Below are 14,014 nucleotides of genomic sequence, written 5' to 3'. Positions count from 1 at the left end.
TCTGTCCTGTTGCTAAACGATTCACTTCTGTAGGAAGTGACAGAAAATGCACCCGGGATAATGCGTCTCATTATAGAACTGCCATGGCTAAATGAAAACTGCAAGTCTCAGGCAAAATATGCTTATAAAAACGTGGTATCACCAACAAACTTGCTCAATGGAAAACCACGTTTTATCAGGGAGACATTGTACAGGTCTGGGCGAAAAAGTTAAAAGATTGTAGCGATTAATTTAATCGGTTTGACCTGGAGCACGGGCGCAGCCGCCGCTGCGCCGCGATAAAATCAGGCGTTCAGAATATCGTCCAGGTGCAGTTCCTCACGGATCTGCTTAACCCACTTCTCAACGCGCTCTGCGGTCAGCTCTGGCTGACGGTCTTCGTCGATGGCCAGACCCACGAAATGATCGTCATCGGCCAGGCCTTTAGACGCTTCGAAGTGGTAACCGGCGGTCGGCCAGTGGCCTACGATAATCGCGCCGTTCGGCTCAATGATATCGCGGATGGTGCCCAGCGCGTCACAGAAGTATTCGGCGTAGTCTTCCTGATCGCCACAGCCAAACAGGGCGACCAGCTTACCGTTGAAGTCCACTTCTTCCAGCGTCGGGAAGAAATCATCCCAGTCGCACTGGGCTTCACCGTAGTACCAGGTTGGGATACCCAGCAGCAGAATGTCATAGCCTTCGAGATCTTCTTTGCTGCTCTTGGCGATGTCATGCACATCAGCAACGTCTTTACCGAGCTGTTTTTGAATGTTTTTCGCGATATTTTCGGTATTGCCGGTATCACTGCCAAAGAAAATGCCGATGATTGCCATGAGTAAAATAACCTCTTGAAACTTAATAGTATGGTGGCGCAATTTGGCCACGGATAAGGGCAATAATAGCAGAACTGGCAACCCTGCGGAAACAGCTATCGCGCAGGACTGCACTCTGTGCTACATGAAAAGGGTAATTAAGGGAATTTTCAGACTTATGCCTGGCCGCGCAACGTCTCAAGCTGGGCGATCAGCATCTCTTCAATGAGCTCGCTACGGCTGATATTTCGGGCCTCGGCCAGCTCATTAAGTGCATCGACCGCGTCGGCGTTGAGCTTCAGTTCGACACGCTTAAGCCCACGATTTTTATCGCGTTTAAGCTGGTTGCGTTTATTGATACGCAGCTGTTCATCGCGCGAAAGCGGATTCGTCTTGGGTCGTCCCGGGCGACGCTCATTCGCGAACAGATCTAGTGTCGTACGGTCCGTTTGTTCTTTGGCCATGATTCTGAGACTTCGGGGGAAACACGCCGCCCTGCTAATGCCCGGGCGATAAGCGCGCCATCATACATCACCAAAAACGGCACGCCAACGACTGGACGCCTGCAGCCTTCCAGTCGCTTTCTTTTTAATCAATTTGCAGTATCAGCGAGATAGCGGCGAATGGTGCGCAGCACAGCATCCGGTTTTTCCGCATGCACCCAGTGCCCTGCACCGGCAATCACGTGGGCGCGAGCCTGCGGGAATTGGGCCAGCAGCGTGTCGCGGTACGCGTCGGTAACGTAAGGCGAGTTGCCGCCGCGAATAAAGAGAGTGGGGTATGGCCAGGCGGGGACGGTTTCCCAGCCGACGATGTTATTGTACTGGTCCCAGAGCACCGGCACGTTAAAACGCCATTGCCCGTCAACAAACGACTTCAGCAGGAACTGAACGACGCCTTCTTCATTAAGATGCTCACGCATGACGGCAGCCGCCTGTTGGCGCGTCGCGACACCCGCTTCTGTGACCGCATTAATGGCGGCAAAAATCTCGTCGTGACGGCGAACGTCATAATCCACGGGCGCGACGTCAATCACCACCAGGCCGCTAATACGGTCCGGGGCCAGTGCCGTCAGGGCCATCACCGCTTTGCCACCCATTGAATGCCCGATGAGGGTCACCTTTTGCAGGTCGTGGGCATCCAGCGTATCCAGCAGATCCTGCGCCATCGCCGCGTAGGTCATCTCGTCGGAACGCCCGGAAAGACCATGATTGCGCATATCGACCTGTAAAATATCGTGGTCGGTAACCAGATCGCGCGCCAGCACGCCCAGGTTATCCAGACTACCAAAAAGCCCGTGAACCAGTACGATGGGAGAATTATTGTTCGGCGATTGTGCAGTTTGCGCTCGGGTATTCAATTTCATGGCAAAGTTCTTTTTTTACGTATGTCAGGTTAGGGTATCATGTTGACCATTCTGCCGCCCGGCTGCAAGGTTCCAGTTTAATCTGACTTTTGCTGCCAACCTGGTTTGACGCTATCCGCTGTTGGGATTTGACCTTATAATCCCAATGACTTGTATTCAGATAAGATATCGCACTGGATTAAGATGAAAACAATCGAAGTTGATGACGAACTCTATCAGTATATTGCCAGCCAGACGCGGCATATCGGGGAGAGCGCGTCCGACATTTTACGGCGCATGCTTAAAATTTCCGCCGCTTCACAGCCTGCTACCCCAGTCACCAAAGATGTCGTGTCTCAGCCGAGCGTTGTTGCACAAGCAAAACCTGCCGTGACGCCGGCAAAAGATAAAGTGCGCGCGATGCGCGAGCTGCTGCTCTCCGATGAATACGCGGAGCAGAAAAAGGCCGTTAACCGCTTTATGCTGGTGCTGTCTACACTTTACTCACTGGATAACAAAGCGTTTGCTGAAGCGACCGAGTCGCTTCACGGCCGTACTCGCGTCTATTTCGCAGGCGACGAGCAGACGCTGCTGCAAAATGGCAATCAAACCAAACCCAAACATGTTCCTGGCACCCCGTACTGGGTGATCACCAATACCAATACGGGCCGCAAGTGCAGCATGATTGAACACATCATGCAGTCCATGCAGTTCCCGGCGGAATTGATTGAAAAGGTTTGCGGTACAATTTAACCCTTGCATCAGAAGGACCCGGTAATGGCAAATCACAGCCGTGCAGGCCAACCTGCACAACAAAGCGATTTGATTAACGTCGCTCAGCTGACCGCGCAGTATTATGTGCTGAAACCGGTCGTGGGCAACGCAGAACACGCAGTGAAGTTTGGTACATCCGGTCACCGCGGCAGCGCGGCGCGCCACAGCTTTAACGAACCGCACATTCTGGCCATTGCTCAGGCCATTGCGGAAGAGCGCGCTAAAAACGGCGTTACCGGTCCGTGCTACGTGGGGAAAGATACCCATGCCTTGTCTGAACCGGCGTTCATCTCTGTTGTGGAAGTGCTGGCGGCAAACGGCGTCGACGTGATTGTTCAGGAGAACAATGGCTTCACCCCAACCCCTGCGGTCTCTAACGCCATCCTGGTGCACAACAAAAAAGGTGGCGCGCTGGCTGACGGTATCGTTATCACGCCATCCCACAACCCGCCGGAAGACGGTGGTATCAAATACAACCCGCCTAACGGCGGCCCGGCCGATACCAACGTCACCAAAGTGGTGGAAGATCGTGCGAACGCGCTGCTGGCTGACGGTCTGAAAGGCGTGAAGCGCATTTCTCTGGATGCTGCCATGGCGTCCGGTCACGTGAAAGAGCAGGATCTGGTTCAGCCGTTCGTGGAAGGGCTGGCGGATATCGTCGATATGGCGGCCATCCAGAAAGCCGGGCTGAAGCTGGGCGTGGATCCGCTGGGCGGCTCCGGTATCGAATACTGGAAACGTATCGCCGAGCATTACAAGCTGGATCTGACCATCGTGAACGATCACGTCGATCAGACCTTCCGCTTTATGCACTTGGACAAAGACGGCGCGATCCGTATGGACTGCTCCTCCGAGTGCGCGATGGCGGGCCTGCTGGCGCTGCGTGATAAATTCGATCTGGCGTTTGCTAACGACCCGGATTATGACCGTCACGGTATCGTCACCCCTGCCGGGCTGATGAACCCGAACCACTATCTGGCTGTTGCAATTAACTATCTGTTCCAGCACCGCCCGCAGTGGGGCAAAGAGGTGGCCGTCGGTAAAACGCTGGTTTCCTCCGCGATGATCGACCGCGTGGTCGAGGCGCTGGGCCGCAAGCTGGTGGAAGTGCCGGTGGGCTTCAAATGGTTCGTTGACGGTCTGCACGACGGCAGCTTCGGCTTCGGCGGTGAAGAGAGCGCGGGCGCATCTTTCCTGCGTTTCGACGGCACGCCATGGTCAACCGATAAAGACGGCATCATCATGTGCCTGCTGGCGGCTGAAATCACCGCTGTCACCGGTAAGAACCCGCAGGAACACTACAACGACCTGGCGGCACGCTTTGGTGCACCAAGCTATAACCGTATTCAGGCTGGCGCGACGTCAGCCCAGAAAGCGGCCCTGTCCAAACTCTCTCCTGAGATGGTCAGCGCAAGCACCCTGGCGGGCGATCCGATCACTGCTCGTCTGACGGCGGCACCGGGCAACGGCGCATCCATTGGTGGTCTTAAAGTGATGACCGAGAATGGCTGGTTCGCCGCGCGTCCGTCCGGTACGGAAGATGCGTACAAAATCTATTGCGAAAGCTTCCTCGGCGCTGAGCACCGTCAGCAGATTGAGAAAGAAGCGGTAGAGATTGTCAGCGAAGTGCTGAAAAACGCGTAAGTGCGGTATTGGTGCGGGCTGATGCCCTCACCCCGGCCCTCTCCCATAGGGAGAGGGAGAAAACACTAAAAACGGCAACCCATGGGTTGCCGTTTTGCTTTGACCTCGAAGGCCCGGTAAGCGCTAGAGCCACCGGGCTTTTTTTAACTATGCTTATTCTTCAATTCAAACCGTGGTGACACCAGACCGTACAGCGTCCAGCCCATAAAGGTCACCATTGCCCCGTAGAGCATCGCTTCCTGGCCGGATGAGTAGAGCGCATAGAAGCTGTAGATTGCCCCAATCAGCGCCACGATATTGGCCGCACGCGCTTTGCGGGGATCCACCTTCGCCACCTTCTGGATGATCACCAGCGCTGCCATCGACAGAATATACGGAATGATGTTCGTCACCACCGCCAGGTTGACCAGCACGTTGAACTGGCTGTTCAGCGACGGGCTAATAGTCATCAGCGACAATCCACTCTGGAAGATGACAATCGCCAGCATGCCCTGCACCGGCGCATCCGCTTTGGTCACGCGGGAGAAGATTTTTGGGAAGTAACCTTCATCAGCCGAGGATTTAAACACCTGTGCGATGGTGAACTGCCAGCCGAGGAGTGAACCGCAGCAGGACATCACCATCAGCCCCATAATCACCTTCCCGACTTCCGGGGTGAACATCTGCGCGAAGGCCAGCCCAAACGGCGCTGTAGAGTTTGCCAGATCCATGTTTGGCACAATCCCGGCAATCACGTTAGTCGAGACGATATAGATCACCGCCGCGCCCAGCGTGCCGCCGAGGACCGCAATCGGCACGTTCTTTTCAGGATTCTCTACCACTTCCGCGTTCGCGCAGGCGGATTCCAGACCCAGGAAGGCCCAGAGCGTCATGGCGATAGAAGAGCCGACCGCGGTAAAGAACGGCACATGGTGCGGGTTCCAGGAGTTGGCGTAGAGCGTTGGGCTAAACCAGAACCAGCCGATGATGCACAGGCCGACAACCGGGATAATCACGCCCCAGACGGTGATGCTTGAGAGCTGTCCGGTGATACGCGCGCCGCCAAAGTTAGCCACGGTACAGATCCATAGCACCCCGATGGTCGCCAGCCCAATTTGCACAGGACTGAGCGTCGCGCCAAACAGCTCCGTACCGTAGCCCACGGCGGAGATGGCAATCGCCACGTTGGCGATCAGCAGCGACACGCCGTAGGTGTAGTTGGCCATAAAGTTGCCCGACTTGCCAAAGGCGTATTCGGCATAGCCGCCCATGCCGCCTGACTTACGGCTGAACATCCCGCACTTGGCGAACGCCCACGCCAGCGCCATTGAACCGACTGCCGTCACCAGCCAGGAGATGATAGAGATGGTACCCACCTCTGCCAGTTTGGTGGGCAGCATGATAATCCCGGAGCCCATCATGTTCACCATGGTGAGGATGGTCAGCTGCACCACGCCCATCTTATTGGACTTACTCATAATTTCTCTCCTTTCAGCAGCGCGGGCTGAGCGGCGGGTTGTTTGATGACGTTACAGCGAACCTGTTTGCGACCCTCACACTCCTCGACGTACACACCCTGCAGCTCCGGCGCGAAGCCCGGCAGAAGGTTGATGCCTTCTTCCAGCGCGGCAAAGTAGCGCAGCACGGAACCGCCCCAGACTTCCCCTGGAACCACGCACAATACCCCCGGTGGATAAGGGAGCGCGCCTTCGGCGGCGATGCGGCCTTCCGCGTCGCGCAGGGAGACCAGTTCAACTTCACCGCGCAGATAGGCGTAGTTCGCGTCCTGCGGGTTCATCATCACGCGCGGGAAGTGAGACTTGCGGAACATCTCTTTCTGCAGCTGTTTCACGTTGTGGCGGGCGTACAGGTCATGCATCTCCTGGCAGATCTGGCGCAGGGTGTAATCCGCGTAACGTTCCGGATGTTGTTTGTAGAGAGAAGGCAGGACGTCTTTCAGCGGAACATCGCTCTCGAGCAGTTTTTCGAAGCGCACCAGCTGCGCCACCAGCTGCTGCAGTTTGCCCATATCTTCCGCAGGCGTGAGCAGGAACAGGATCGAGTTGAGATCGCATTTTTCCGGCACGATGCCGTTTTCACGCAGGAAGTTGGCAAGGATAGTGGCGGGCACGCCGAAGTCGTCATACTCCCCGGTGCGGGCGTTGATGCCCGGTGTGGTCAGCAGGAGCTTGCACGGGTCGATAAAATACTGATGCTCAGCGTAGCCTTCAAAAGCGTGCCAGTTTTCACCCGGTACGAAGTGGAAGAAGCGCAGATCGGTAGCAATTTCCGCCGTGTCCCAGCTTTCCCACGGGCGGCCATCCACCGTTTCCGGCACGAAGGGGCGCAGATACCGGCAGTTCTCCAGGATCAGCTTGCGCGCTTCGATACCGTTCACCACGCAGTCCATCCACATGTTGCGGCCGCTCTGGCCTTCATGCATACGGGCGTTAATGTCCAGCGCAGCGAACAGCGGATAAAACGGGCTGGTGGAGGCGTGCATCATAAAGGCATTGTTCAGCCGCTTGTGCGGGACATAGCGCTGTTGCCCTTTGATATGGCTGTCTTTCTTATGGATTTGCGAGGTCTGCGAGAAGCCGGCCTGCTGTTTATGCACGGACTGGGTGACCAGGATCCCCGGATCGTTTTCGTTCAGCTCCAGCAGCAGCGGAGAGCAGTCGGCCATCATCGGAATAAACTGCTCGTAACCCACCCAGGCGGAGTCAAACAGGATGTAATCACACAGGTGCCCAATCTTATCCACCACCTGACGGGCGTTATAGATGGTGCCATCGTAGTGACCTGCCCCCACGATTAGATACAACACTCAGTTAGTAACGTCGGAATCTTCATTCTCAGAATGACCCTTTCTCCAGCCCGCTGCAAATTCAGACGGTGTCTGATAATTCAGCGTGGAGTGCGGGCGGCATTCGTTATAATCCTGCCGCCAGTCATTAATAATTTTCCTGGCATGAACGATATCGCTGAACCAGTGCTCATTCAAACATTCATCGCGAAATCGTCCGTTAAAGCTCTCAATAAATCCGTTCTGCGTTGGCTTGCCCGGCTGGATTAAGCGCAACTCAACACCATGCTCAAAGGCCCATTGATCCAGTGCACGGCAAGTGAACTCCGGCCCCTGGTCAGTTCTTATCGTCGCCGGATAGCCTCGAAACAGTGCAATGCTGTCCAGAATACGCGTGACCTGAACGCCTGAAATCCCAAAGGCAACAGTGACCGTCAGGCATTCCTTTGTGAAATCATCGACGCAGGTAAGACACTTGATCCTGCGACCGGTGGAAAGTGCGTCCATGACGAAATCCATCGACCAGGTCAGATTGGGCGCCGCCGGACGGAGCAGCGGCAGACGTTCTGTTGCCAGCCCTTTACGACGTCTTCTGCGTTTTACGCCCAGGCCACTGAGGTGATAAAGCCGGTACACGCGCTTATGATTAACATGAAGCCCTTCACGGCGCAGCAACTGCCAAATACGACGGTAGCCAAAACGCCTGCGCTCCAGTGCCAGCTCAGTGATGCGCCCTGATAAATGCGCATCAGCAGCCGGACGGTGAGCCTCATAGCGGCAAGTCGACAGGGATAAACCTGTAAGCCTGCAGGCACGACGTTGCGACAGACCGGTCGCATCACACATCAACATCACGGCTTCCCGCTTCTGGTCTGTCGTCAGTACTTTCGCCCAAGAGCCACCTGAAGCGCCTCTTTATCCAGCATGGCTTCGGCAAGCAGCTTCTTGAGTCTGGCGTTCTCTTCCTCAAGCGACTTCAGGCGCTTAACTTCAGGCACCTCCATACCGCCATACTTCTTACGCCAGGTGTAAAACGTGGCATCGGAAATGGCATGCTTGCGGCAGAGTTCACGGGCGGGTACCCCAGCTTCGGCTTCGCGGAGAATACTGATGATCTGTTCGTCGGAAAAACGCTTCTTCATGGGGATGTCCTCATGTGGCTTATGAAGACATTACTAACATCGGGGTGTACTAATCAACGGGGGGCAGGTCAGTAGGTACCCAGTTGGATCACCGCCAGACGGAACGGACGCGCATCGCGTGCACGGCCCGGCGCCACCTCTGCCACCAGCTCGCGCAGATAACTTTCTTCAAAACAGTGGGCGTCAATGCCGCCAATAAAACCGTACGGGTTGCGCGCGGTTTCCAGATAGACCGGCGTTGCGCCAGCCTGGAGGAGGGCACCGTGATGGTTAGATTTGTGGTTGTTACGGTCAAACAGCACCAGGTCGCCCGGGGTGAGCAGGGCGTTAAGCACCACTTTGTTGGATGACGAGGTGCCATTCAGCACGAAGTAGGTCTTATCGGCATTAAAGACCTTTGCCGCATGCTGCTGGGCGATGCACGGCGCGCCTTCGTGGATCAGCAGATCGCCCATCGCCACGTCGGCGTTACACAGGTCGGAGCGGAAAAGCGTCTCACCAAAGAAATCGACAAACTGATTACCGGCAGGATGACGGCGGAAGAACTGGCCACCCTGATGCCCCGGGCAGTCAAACGCGCTGTTGCCCTGCTTCACATAGTCGACAAGGGCGCGGAAAAACGGCGGGCGCAGCTGGGTTTCATACTTCTGGGCTGCAGCTTCCAGCTGGCGTCCATAAAAGTCGTTGCTGGTGTCTGAATACTCAAATACGCCGTGAATGCGCGATAAATAGTCTGCCGGAATGAATTCCTCTTTGTGCGTCGCGACAAAAACAGGAATGCCAAAACCGGTGGCTTCTATTTCGTCCAGGATACCGCTGGCAATATCCGTGACCGCCAGAACAATGGCGGCAACATCAATATAATCAGAGGCACGGACATCTACCAGTTCACGCTGGGTAGTAAAGCAATCCGGACATGCACGACTGGCTGCGATTTTTAAACTTTTCATCTTTCTCTCTTTATTTTAGGTAATAAGCGTCCCTCGATTTCCTGCAAGAAAGAAATCGATAATTTACCGGAAAAAAAGCAAAGGGTGGCCGCTGATTAAAATCAGTGAATTGCTTTTTTGATGATTGAAATTCAGTCCGCCCGGTGCGGATGAGTCTGAATTAAAATGAATGAGCGCACGAGTTCACAGGCAATCGCCTGTAAAATAAGGTGTTTCAGGATAACCTGTAAGCGGGTGCGCCAGAAGTCGAAGGACTACCGGGCATTAAAGAGATGAAAGTCAAAGCAGTTTCGGTGGGCAAACATCATGATATGTGTTGTCCGCCTTATATGGGGCATTAAGCGATTGTTGTTTTCCATGTTTCATTTTCCTTTCAGTAATTGAAAGCATGGTCATTTTATCCAGGAAAAGGCGATTAACCGTGAGGTAGATCACCGTTAACCGATCAAATCAGAAATAAATATTCGTTTTAGATGAATATCGCAGATCAAAATTCTGATTTGTTGGTGTTACGTTAACAGGTTGTGTTATCAATGTTTTAAATGAACAAGAATAACCCGTAAAAATAATGCATGGGTTATTTATGAAATATTTTCTGAGGTATTTTGATTTTATTTAAAAATAAAATGAATAGTTATTCAAAGCATAAACCGATAACCGATACCGGTTTCAGTTAATAAATGGCGAGGGCGAGCGGGGTCAACTTCGAGTTTCTGACGAAGATGACCCATATATATGCGTAAATAATGACTATGTTCCACCGCGTTGGGCCCCCACACCTGACTTAGCAGCTGGCGTTGGGTGAGAACCTTGCCGTGGTTGTTGAGCAGAACGGCGAGCAGGCGAAATTCTATTGGCGTCAGATGGATTTCTTCTTCACCGCGCACAATACGCCGCGCGGCCAGGTCAACCCGGATATCCCCAAACGTGTAGGTTGGGTCAGCAGGCGTGGTTGCGCTGTGGCGACGCAGCGCCACGCGAAGGCGAGCCTGTAACTCGCCGATACCAAAAGGTTTAATCAGATAGTCATCCGCCCCGGCATCCAGCGCCGCGATTTTATCCGTCTCTTCCGTACGCGCGGACAGCACGAGGATCGGCATCTGGCTCCACTGACGAACTTCCCGGATAAAATCGATGCCGTCGCCGTCCGGCAGACCAAGATCGAGGATCACCAGGTCCGGCTTGCGGGTGGCGGCTTCAATTAAACCCCGTTGAAGCGTACCCGCATCATGAACGCGCAGACCGTCCCCTTCCAGCGCAGCGCGCAGAAAACGGCTAATGGCGATCTCATCTTCAACAATCAGAACGTTGATCACAAATCCTCTGGTAATTCATTAAGTTCTGGCGGGGTTTCAAGAGGAAGTGTAACACAAAACCGCGCGCCGCCTTCGGGACGATTCTCTGCAGAGATGGACCCGCCGTGGACGTCAATGATTGCCTGGCAAATCGCCAGCCCCAGCCCCACGCCCGGAATGGCCGACTCCTTATTGCCGCGTGCGAATTTTTCGAAAATAGCCAACTCCTGCCCGGCGGGAATGCCGGGTCCGGTATCCCAGACGTCAAGGTGAAGCGTGCCGTCGTCCACCGTCGCATCCACGCCAATTTGCGCGCTGGCGCCAGCATATTTGCCGGCATTTTCCAGCAGGTTGATCAGCACCCGTTCAAACAGCGGACCATCAACGTGAATTAAGGTCAGGGGCTCGGGCATGTTCAGCGCAATATGCCGCCCGCCCAGGCCGGGTTCGAGCATTTTCAGGGCGCTGCCCACCACCTCTTCAAGCGTGAGCCACTCTTTTTTGAGGTTAAAACCGCCTGACTGGATACGCGCCATATCGAGCAGGTTATTCACCAGACGCGTGGTATTCAGCACATGCTGGCGGATCTCGCTGGCCTGAAGCGCGTGTTTAGAGCCTTCCGCCGCCAGGTCCAGCGTCAGGATTTCTGACTGACCAAACAGGACGGTGAGCGGGGTTCGCAGATCGTGAGAGAGCGCCGCCAGCAGCGAGTTACGAATGCTTTCACGCTCGCTCGCCAGCCGGGCCTGTTCTTCGCTGGCGGTGAGGGCCAGCCGCTCCAGCGCGCTGGCAACCAGCAGCGTAAAGGTCTCCAGCAGCCGCTGCTGTTCGGGGATCATCAGCTGGCGCAGGTTTGAGGGCTCAACAATCACCAGCCCCTGATTTTTATCGGCGCTGCGCAGCGGCAGAATTTGATAGGGCACGCCGGGCAGGGTGTCGGTCCCTGCGCCCGCAGGTAACCCTTTATCAAAACTCCAGCGCGCGATGGCTTCGTCCCAGGGCGTCATGCCTGAGGCCGACGTCAGCGGGCGCAGCTTGCCGTGTTCGTCCGGGAGCAAAATCAGGTTGCTGGCATGAAACGTCGAGCGAATAAACTGCTCGCTGGTCTGCACGATATCCAGCGGCGTGCGTCCCACCGCCAGCGATTTCGACATCTCATAGAGATGGCGCGTGCGCTGCTCGCGATAGCGGGCAATACGCGCCTGGTAGCGCACGCCCGCCGTCAGATTTCCGATCACCAGCCCGACGGTGAGCATCACCGCGAAGGTAAGAATGTACTGTACGTCCGACACCGCGAGCGTCCCTCGCGGAGCAATAAAGAACAGATCGAAGCTGATGACGTTGATCACCGTCGCCAGTACCGACGGCCAGCGCCCGTAAAAGAGCGCCACCACCACTACGCCAAGCAGGTAGATCATCACCAGGTTGGCGGCATCAAACGCGATCAGCCACTGGCTGGCAATCACGGTAATCAGGGCGCAGAGCACGACGGCGACAAGACAGCCGCGAAGCTGAATGCGCCATTTATCGCTGAAGGTACGGCTGTCCGGCGCGCGATTGGGTAAGGGGGTCGGTTTGTCATCCAGCGCCACGATCACCAGATCCAGATCCGGTGCGCGGCGGGCCAGCTTGTCGGCAAACGATTCGCGGCTAAACCAGCGGCGATGCTGGCGACGGCCAATCACGATTTTCCCCAGATTGTGCTCACGGGCGTAGCGCAAAATAGCTTTATCTTCCTGAGGGTCGGAAAGGGTGGCGGTTTCGGCACCCAGCTCCTGCGCGAGGCGAAGCGAACTCAATATCGCGCGGCGCTGGTTCTCGGGCAGCGCGTGCAGCTGCGGCGTTTCGACATACACCGCATGCCAGACGCTGCCAAATTTGGCCGCCAGGCGCGCGGCGGTGCGGACAAGCTTTTCATTGCCGCTGCCGTGCCCTACGCACAGCAGGATGGCATCTCGCGTATGCCAGACGCGCTCCTGGCCCTGCAGATCGCGCCAGGCACGCATCTGATCGTCGACGCGATCGGCAGTACGACGCAGGGCCAGCTCGCGCAGGGCAATCAGGTTGCCTTTACGGAAGAAATGCTCGATGGCGCGTTCGGCCTGGCCGGCGATATAGACTTTGCCTTCATGCAGGCGCTGGCGTAAATCGTCGGGGGGCAGGTCGACCAGCACCACTTCATCGGCAGAATCAAAGAAGGGGTCGGGCACCGTCTCGCGCACCTGAATCCCGGTCACGCCGCTGACCACGTCGTTCAGGCTCTCCAGATGCTGAACGTTAACCGTCGTGAATACATCTATACCGGCTTCAAGTAGTTCTTCTACATCCTGCCAGCGTTTTGGATGGCGTGAGCCTGGCGCATTGCTGTGCGCCAGTTCGTCCATCAGGATAAGGGCGGGACGGCGGGCGAGGGCGGCATCAAGATCGAATTCGGTGACTAGCCGACCGCGGTGGCTGATACGGCGGGGCGGCTGGGTGGCCAGCCCCTTCAGCAGCGATGCGGTCTCTTTGCGTCCGTGGGTTTCTACCACACCTATCAATATATCGAGCCCCTGCGCCCGAAGCCGCTGGGCTTCCGTCAGCATGGCGAAGGTTTTCCCGACGCCTGCGCAGGCGCCAAAGAAAATTTTCAGTTTGCCGCGATGGGCTTCGGCCGTCTGTTCAAGCAGCCTGTCCGGATCCGGGCGCATGGGCTCGTCGGTCATTTAGTTTTTCCTTAGCGCGTCCAGCGCCAGATTCAGCTCAACAATATTTACCACGGGCATGCCGATGAAGCTGACCAGCGGCTTTTGCGTGTGCTCTGCAACCAGCTGGCTAACCTGCTCGACGGTCAGCTGACGGGCCGCGGCGACGCGCGGGATTTGCCATGCCGCGGCTGCCGGCGTCAGGCTGTAGTCCAGCCCACTGGCCGAGGCGGTCACCAGCTCTACGGGCACCTCACGGCTGGCCTGCGGATTAGCGGCGCGCAGGGCTGCCACGCGCTCAGCAACGGCTTTGTCCAGCTCGGGGTTGCTGCCCGCCAGGTTACTGCCGCCGGATGCCATCGGATTATACGGGCTTTCGGCAGTGGCGGAAGGGCGTCCCTGGAAGTAACGGGCATCCGTAAAGTTCTGACCAATCAGGCGCGAACCGCGGTTTTCACCGTTTTGCATAATCAGCGAGCCGTTGGCCCGATCCTTAAACCACCACTGGCCCAGCGCGGTGGTCACCAGCGGGTACAGCCCGCCGGTAATGAGAGACAGCAGAATAAACAGAAGTATAGCGGGGCGTAACATCGTCATTTGA

General features: G+C 56.0%; 12 protein-coding genes and 1 pseudogene. 2 read left to right on the top strand and 11 right to left on the bottom strand.

Translation table 11 applies throughout. From position 1 onward, the window contains the following. Positions 1-284 precede the first annotated feature (284 nt). The 3 genes from fldA to ybfF all read right to left on the bottom strand — a co-directional run bounded on the left by fldA (position 285) and on the right by ybfF (position 2,160). Positions 285-815 carry a flavodoxin FldA gene (gene fldA, locus AC1VYI_RS18290; RefSeq protein WP_226483624.1) on the bottom strand — a complete coding sequence of 177 codons (531 nt, stop codon included), beginning with the start codon at positions 813-815 and terminating at the stop codon, positions 285-287. Positions 816-970: 155 nt separating this feature from the next. Further along, positions 971-1,258 carry a LexA regulated protein gene (ybfE, locus tag AC1VYI_RS18285; RefSeq protein ID WP_023310772.1) on the bottom strand — a complete coding sequence of 96 codons (288 nt, stop codon included), beginning with the start codon at positions 1,256-1,258 and terminating at the stop codon, positions 971-973. Between the two features lie 128 nt (positions 1,259-1,386). Continuing rightward, positions 1,387-2,160, bottom strand: coding sequence for an esterase (ybfF, locus tag AC1VYI_RS18280; protein ID WP_134866654.1), 774 nt, complete (start codon positions 2,158-2,160; stop codon positions 1,387-1,389). A gap of 183 nt (positions 2,161-2,343) precedes the next feature. Here ybfF and seqA point away from each other — a divergent pair, with 183 nt between their 5' ends. After that, positions 2,344-2,892 carry a replication initiation negative regulator SeqA gene (seqA, locus tag AC1VYI_RS18275; protein WP_008501070.1) on the top strand — a complete coding sequence of 183 codons (549 nt, stop codon included), beginning with the start codon at positions 2,344-2,346 and terminating at the stop codon, positions 2,890-2,892. A 24-nt stretch (positions 2,893-2,916) separates the two neighbouring features. After that, a complete protein-coding gene (gene pgm, locus AC1VYI_RS18270) occupies positions 2,917-4,557 on the top strand; it encodes a phosphoglucomutase (alpha-D-glucose-1,6-bisphosphate-dependent) (RefSeq protein ID WP_045356603.1) in 1,641 nt (546 codons plus the stop codon). A gap of 143 nt (positions 4,558-4,700) precedes the next feature. Here the strand turns inward: pgm and potE are convergent, their stop codons facing one another. The 8 genes and pseudogenes from potE to kdpC all read right to left on the bottom strand — a co-directional run bounded on the left by potE (position 4,701) and on the right by kdpC (position 14,010). Beyond that, on the bottom strand, positions 4,701-6,014 hold the full coding sequence (gene potE / locus AC1VYI_RS18265; RefSeq protein ID WP_014831099.1) for a putrescine-ornithine antiporter: 1,314 nt from the start codon (positions 6,012-6,014) through the stop codon (positions 4,701-4,703). Beyond that, a complete protein-coding gene (gene speC, locus AC1VYI_RS18260) occupies positions 6,011-7,363 on the bottom strand; it encodes an ornithine decarboxylase (protein WP_319003403.1) in 1,353 nt (450 codons plus the stop codon). Before speC ends, potE begins: the two co-directional genes overlap by 4 nt. Then, positions 7,364-8,484, bottom strand: a protein-coding gene (locus AC1VYI_RS18255; RefSeq protein WP_087451024.1) for an IS3-like element ISSen4 family transposase whose coding sequence is annotated in 2 segments (ribosomal slippage) — positions 7,364-8,226 and positions 8,226-8,484 — 1,122 coding nt in all. Because the reading frame shifts where the segments join, the coding sequence is not laid out codon by codon here. Between the two features lie 71 nt (positions 8,485-8,555). Then, positions 8,556-9,434 (bottom strand): annotated as a pseudogene (locus tag AC1VYI_RS18250) (Orn/Lys/Arg decarboxylase N-terminal domain-containing protein); the annotation flags it as partial. Between the two features lie 254 nt (positions 9,435-9,688). Continuing rightward, the gene (speFL, locus tag AC1VYI_RS18245) at positions 9,689-9,793 is read right to left on the bottom strand and encodes a leader peptide SpeFL (RefSeq protein ID WP_003858645.1); all 105 of its coding nucleotides are present in this window, start codon (positions 9,791-9,793) and stop codon (positions 9,689-9,691) included. A gap of 279 nt (positions 9,794-10,072) precedes the next feature. After that, positions 10,073-10,750 carry a two-component system response regulator KdpE gene (gene kdpE, locus AC1VYI_RS18240; RefSeq protein ID WP_008501074.1) on the bottom strand — a complete coding sequence of 226 codons (678 nt, stop codon included), beginning with the start codon at positions 10,748-10,750 and terminating at the stop codon, positions 10,073-10,075. Continuing rightward, positions 10,747-13,434 (bottom strand): two-component system sensor histidine kinase KdpD, encoded by a 2,688-nt coding sequence (gene kdpD / locus AC1VYI_RS18235; RefSeq protein ID WP_134866653.1) that lies wholly within the window; start codon positions 13,432-13,434, stop codon positions 10,747-10,749. Before kdpD ends, kdpE begins: the two co-directional genes overlap by 4 nt. Next, positions 13,435-14,010: a potassium-transporting ATPase subunit KdpC gene (gene kdpC, locus AC1VYI_RS18230; protein WP_023310778.1), complete on the bottom strand. Its 576-nt coding sequence runs from the start codon at positions 14,008-14,010 to the stop codon at positions 13,435-13,437. Positions 14,011-14,014: the final 4 nt, after the last annotated feature.

The sequence above is a fragment of the Enterobacter sp. QK-SA4 genome (assembly GCF_056856775.1).
Note: the sequence above shows the minus strand (reverse complement) of the source record. Positions and strands in the feature narration are given on the sequence as shown.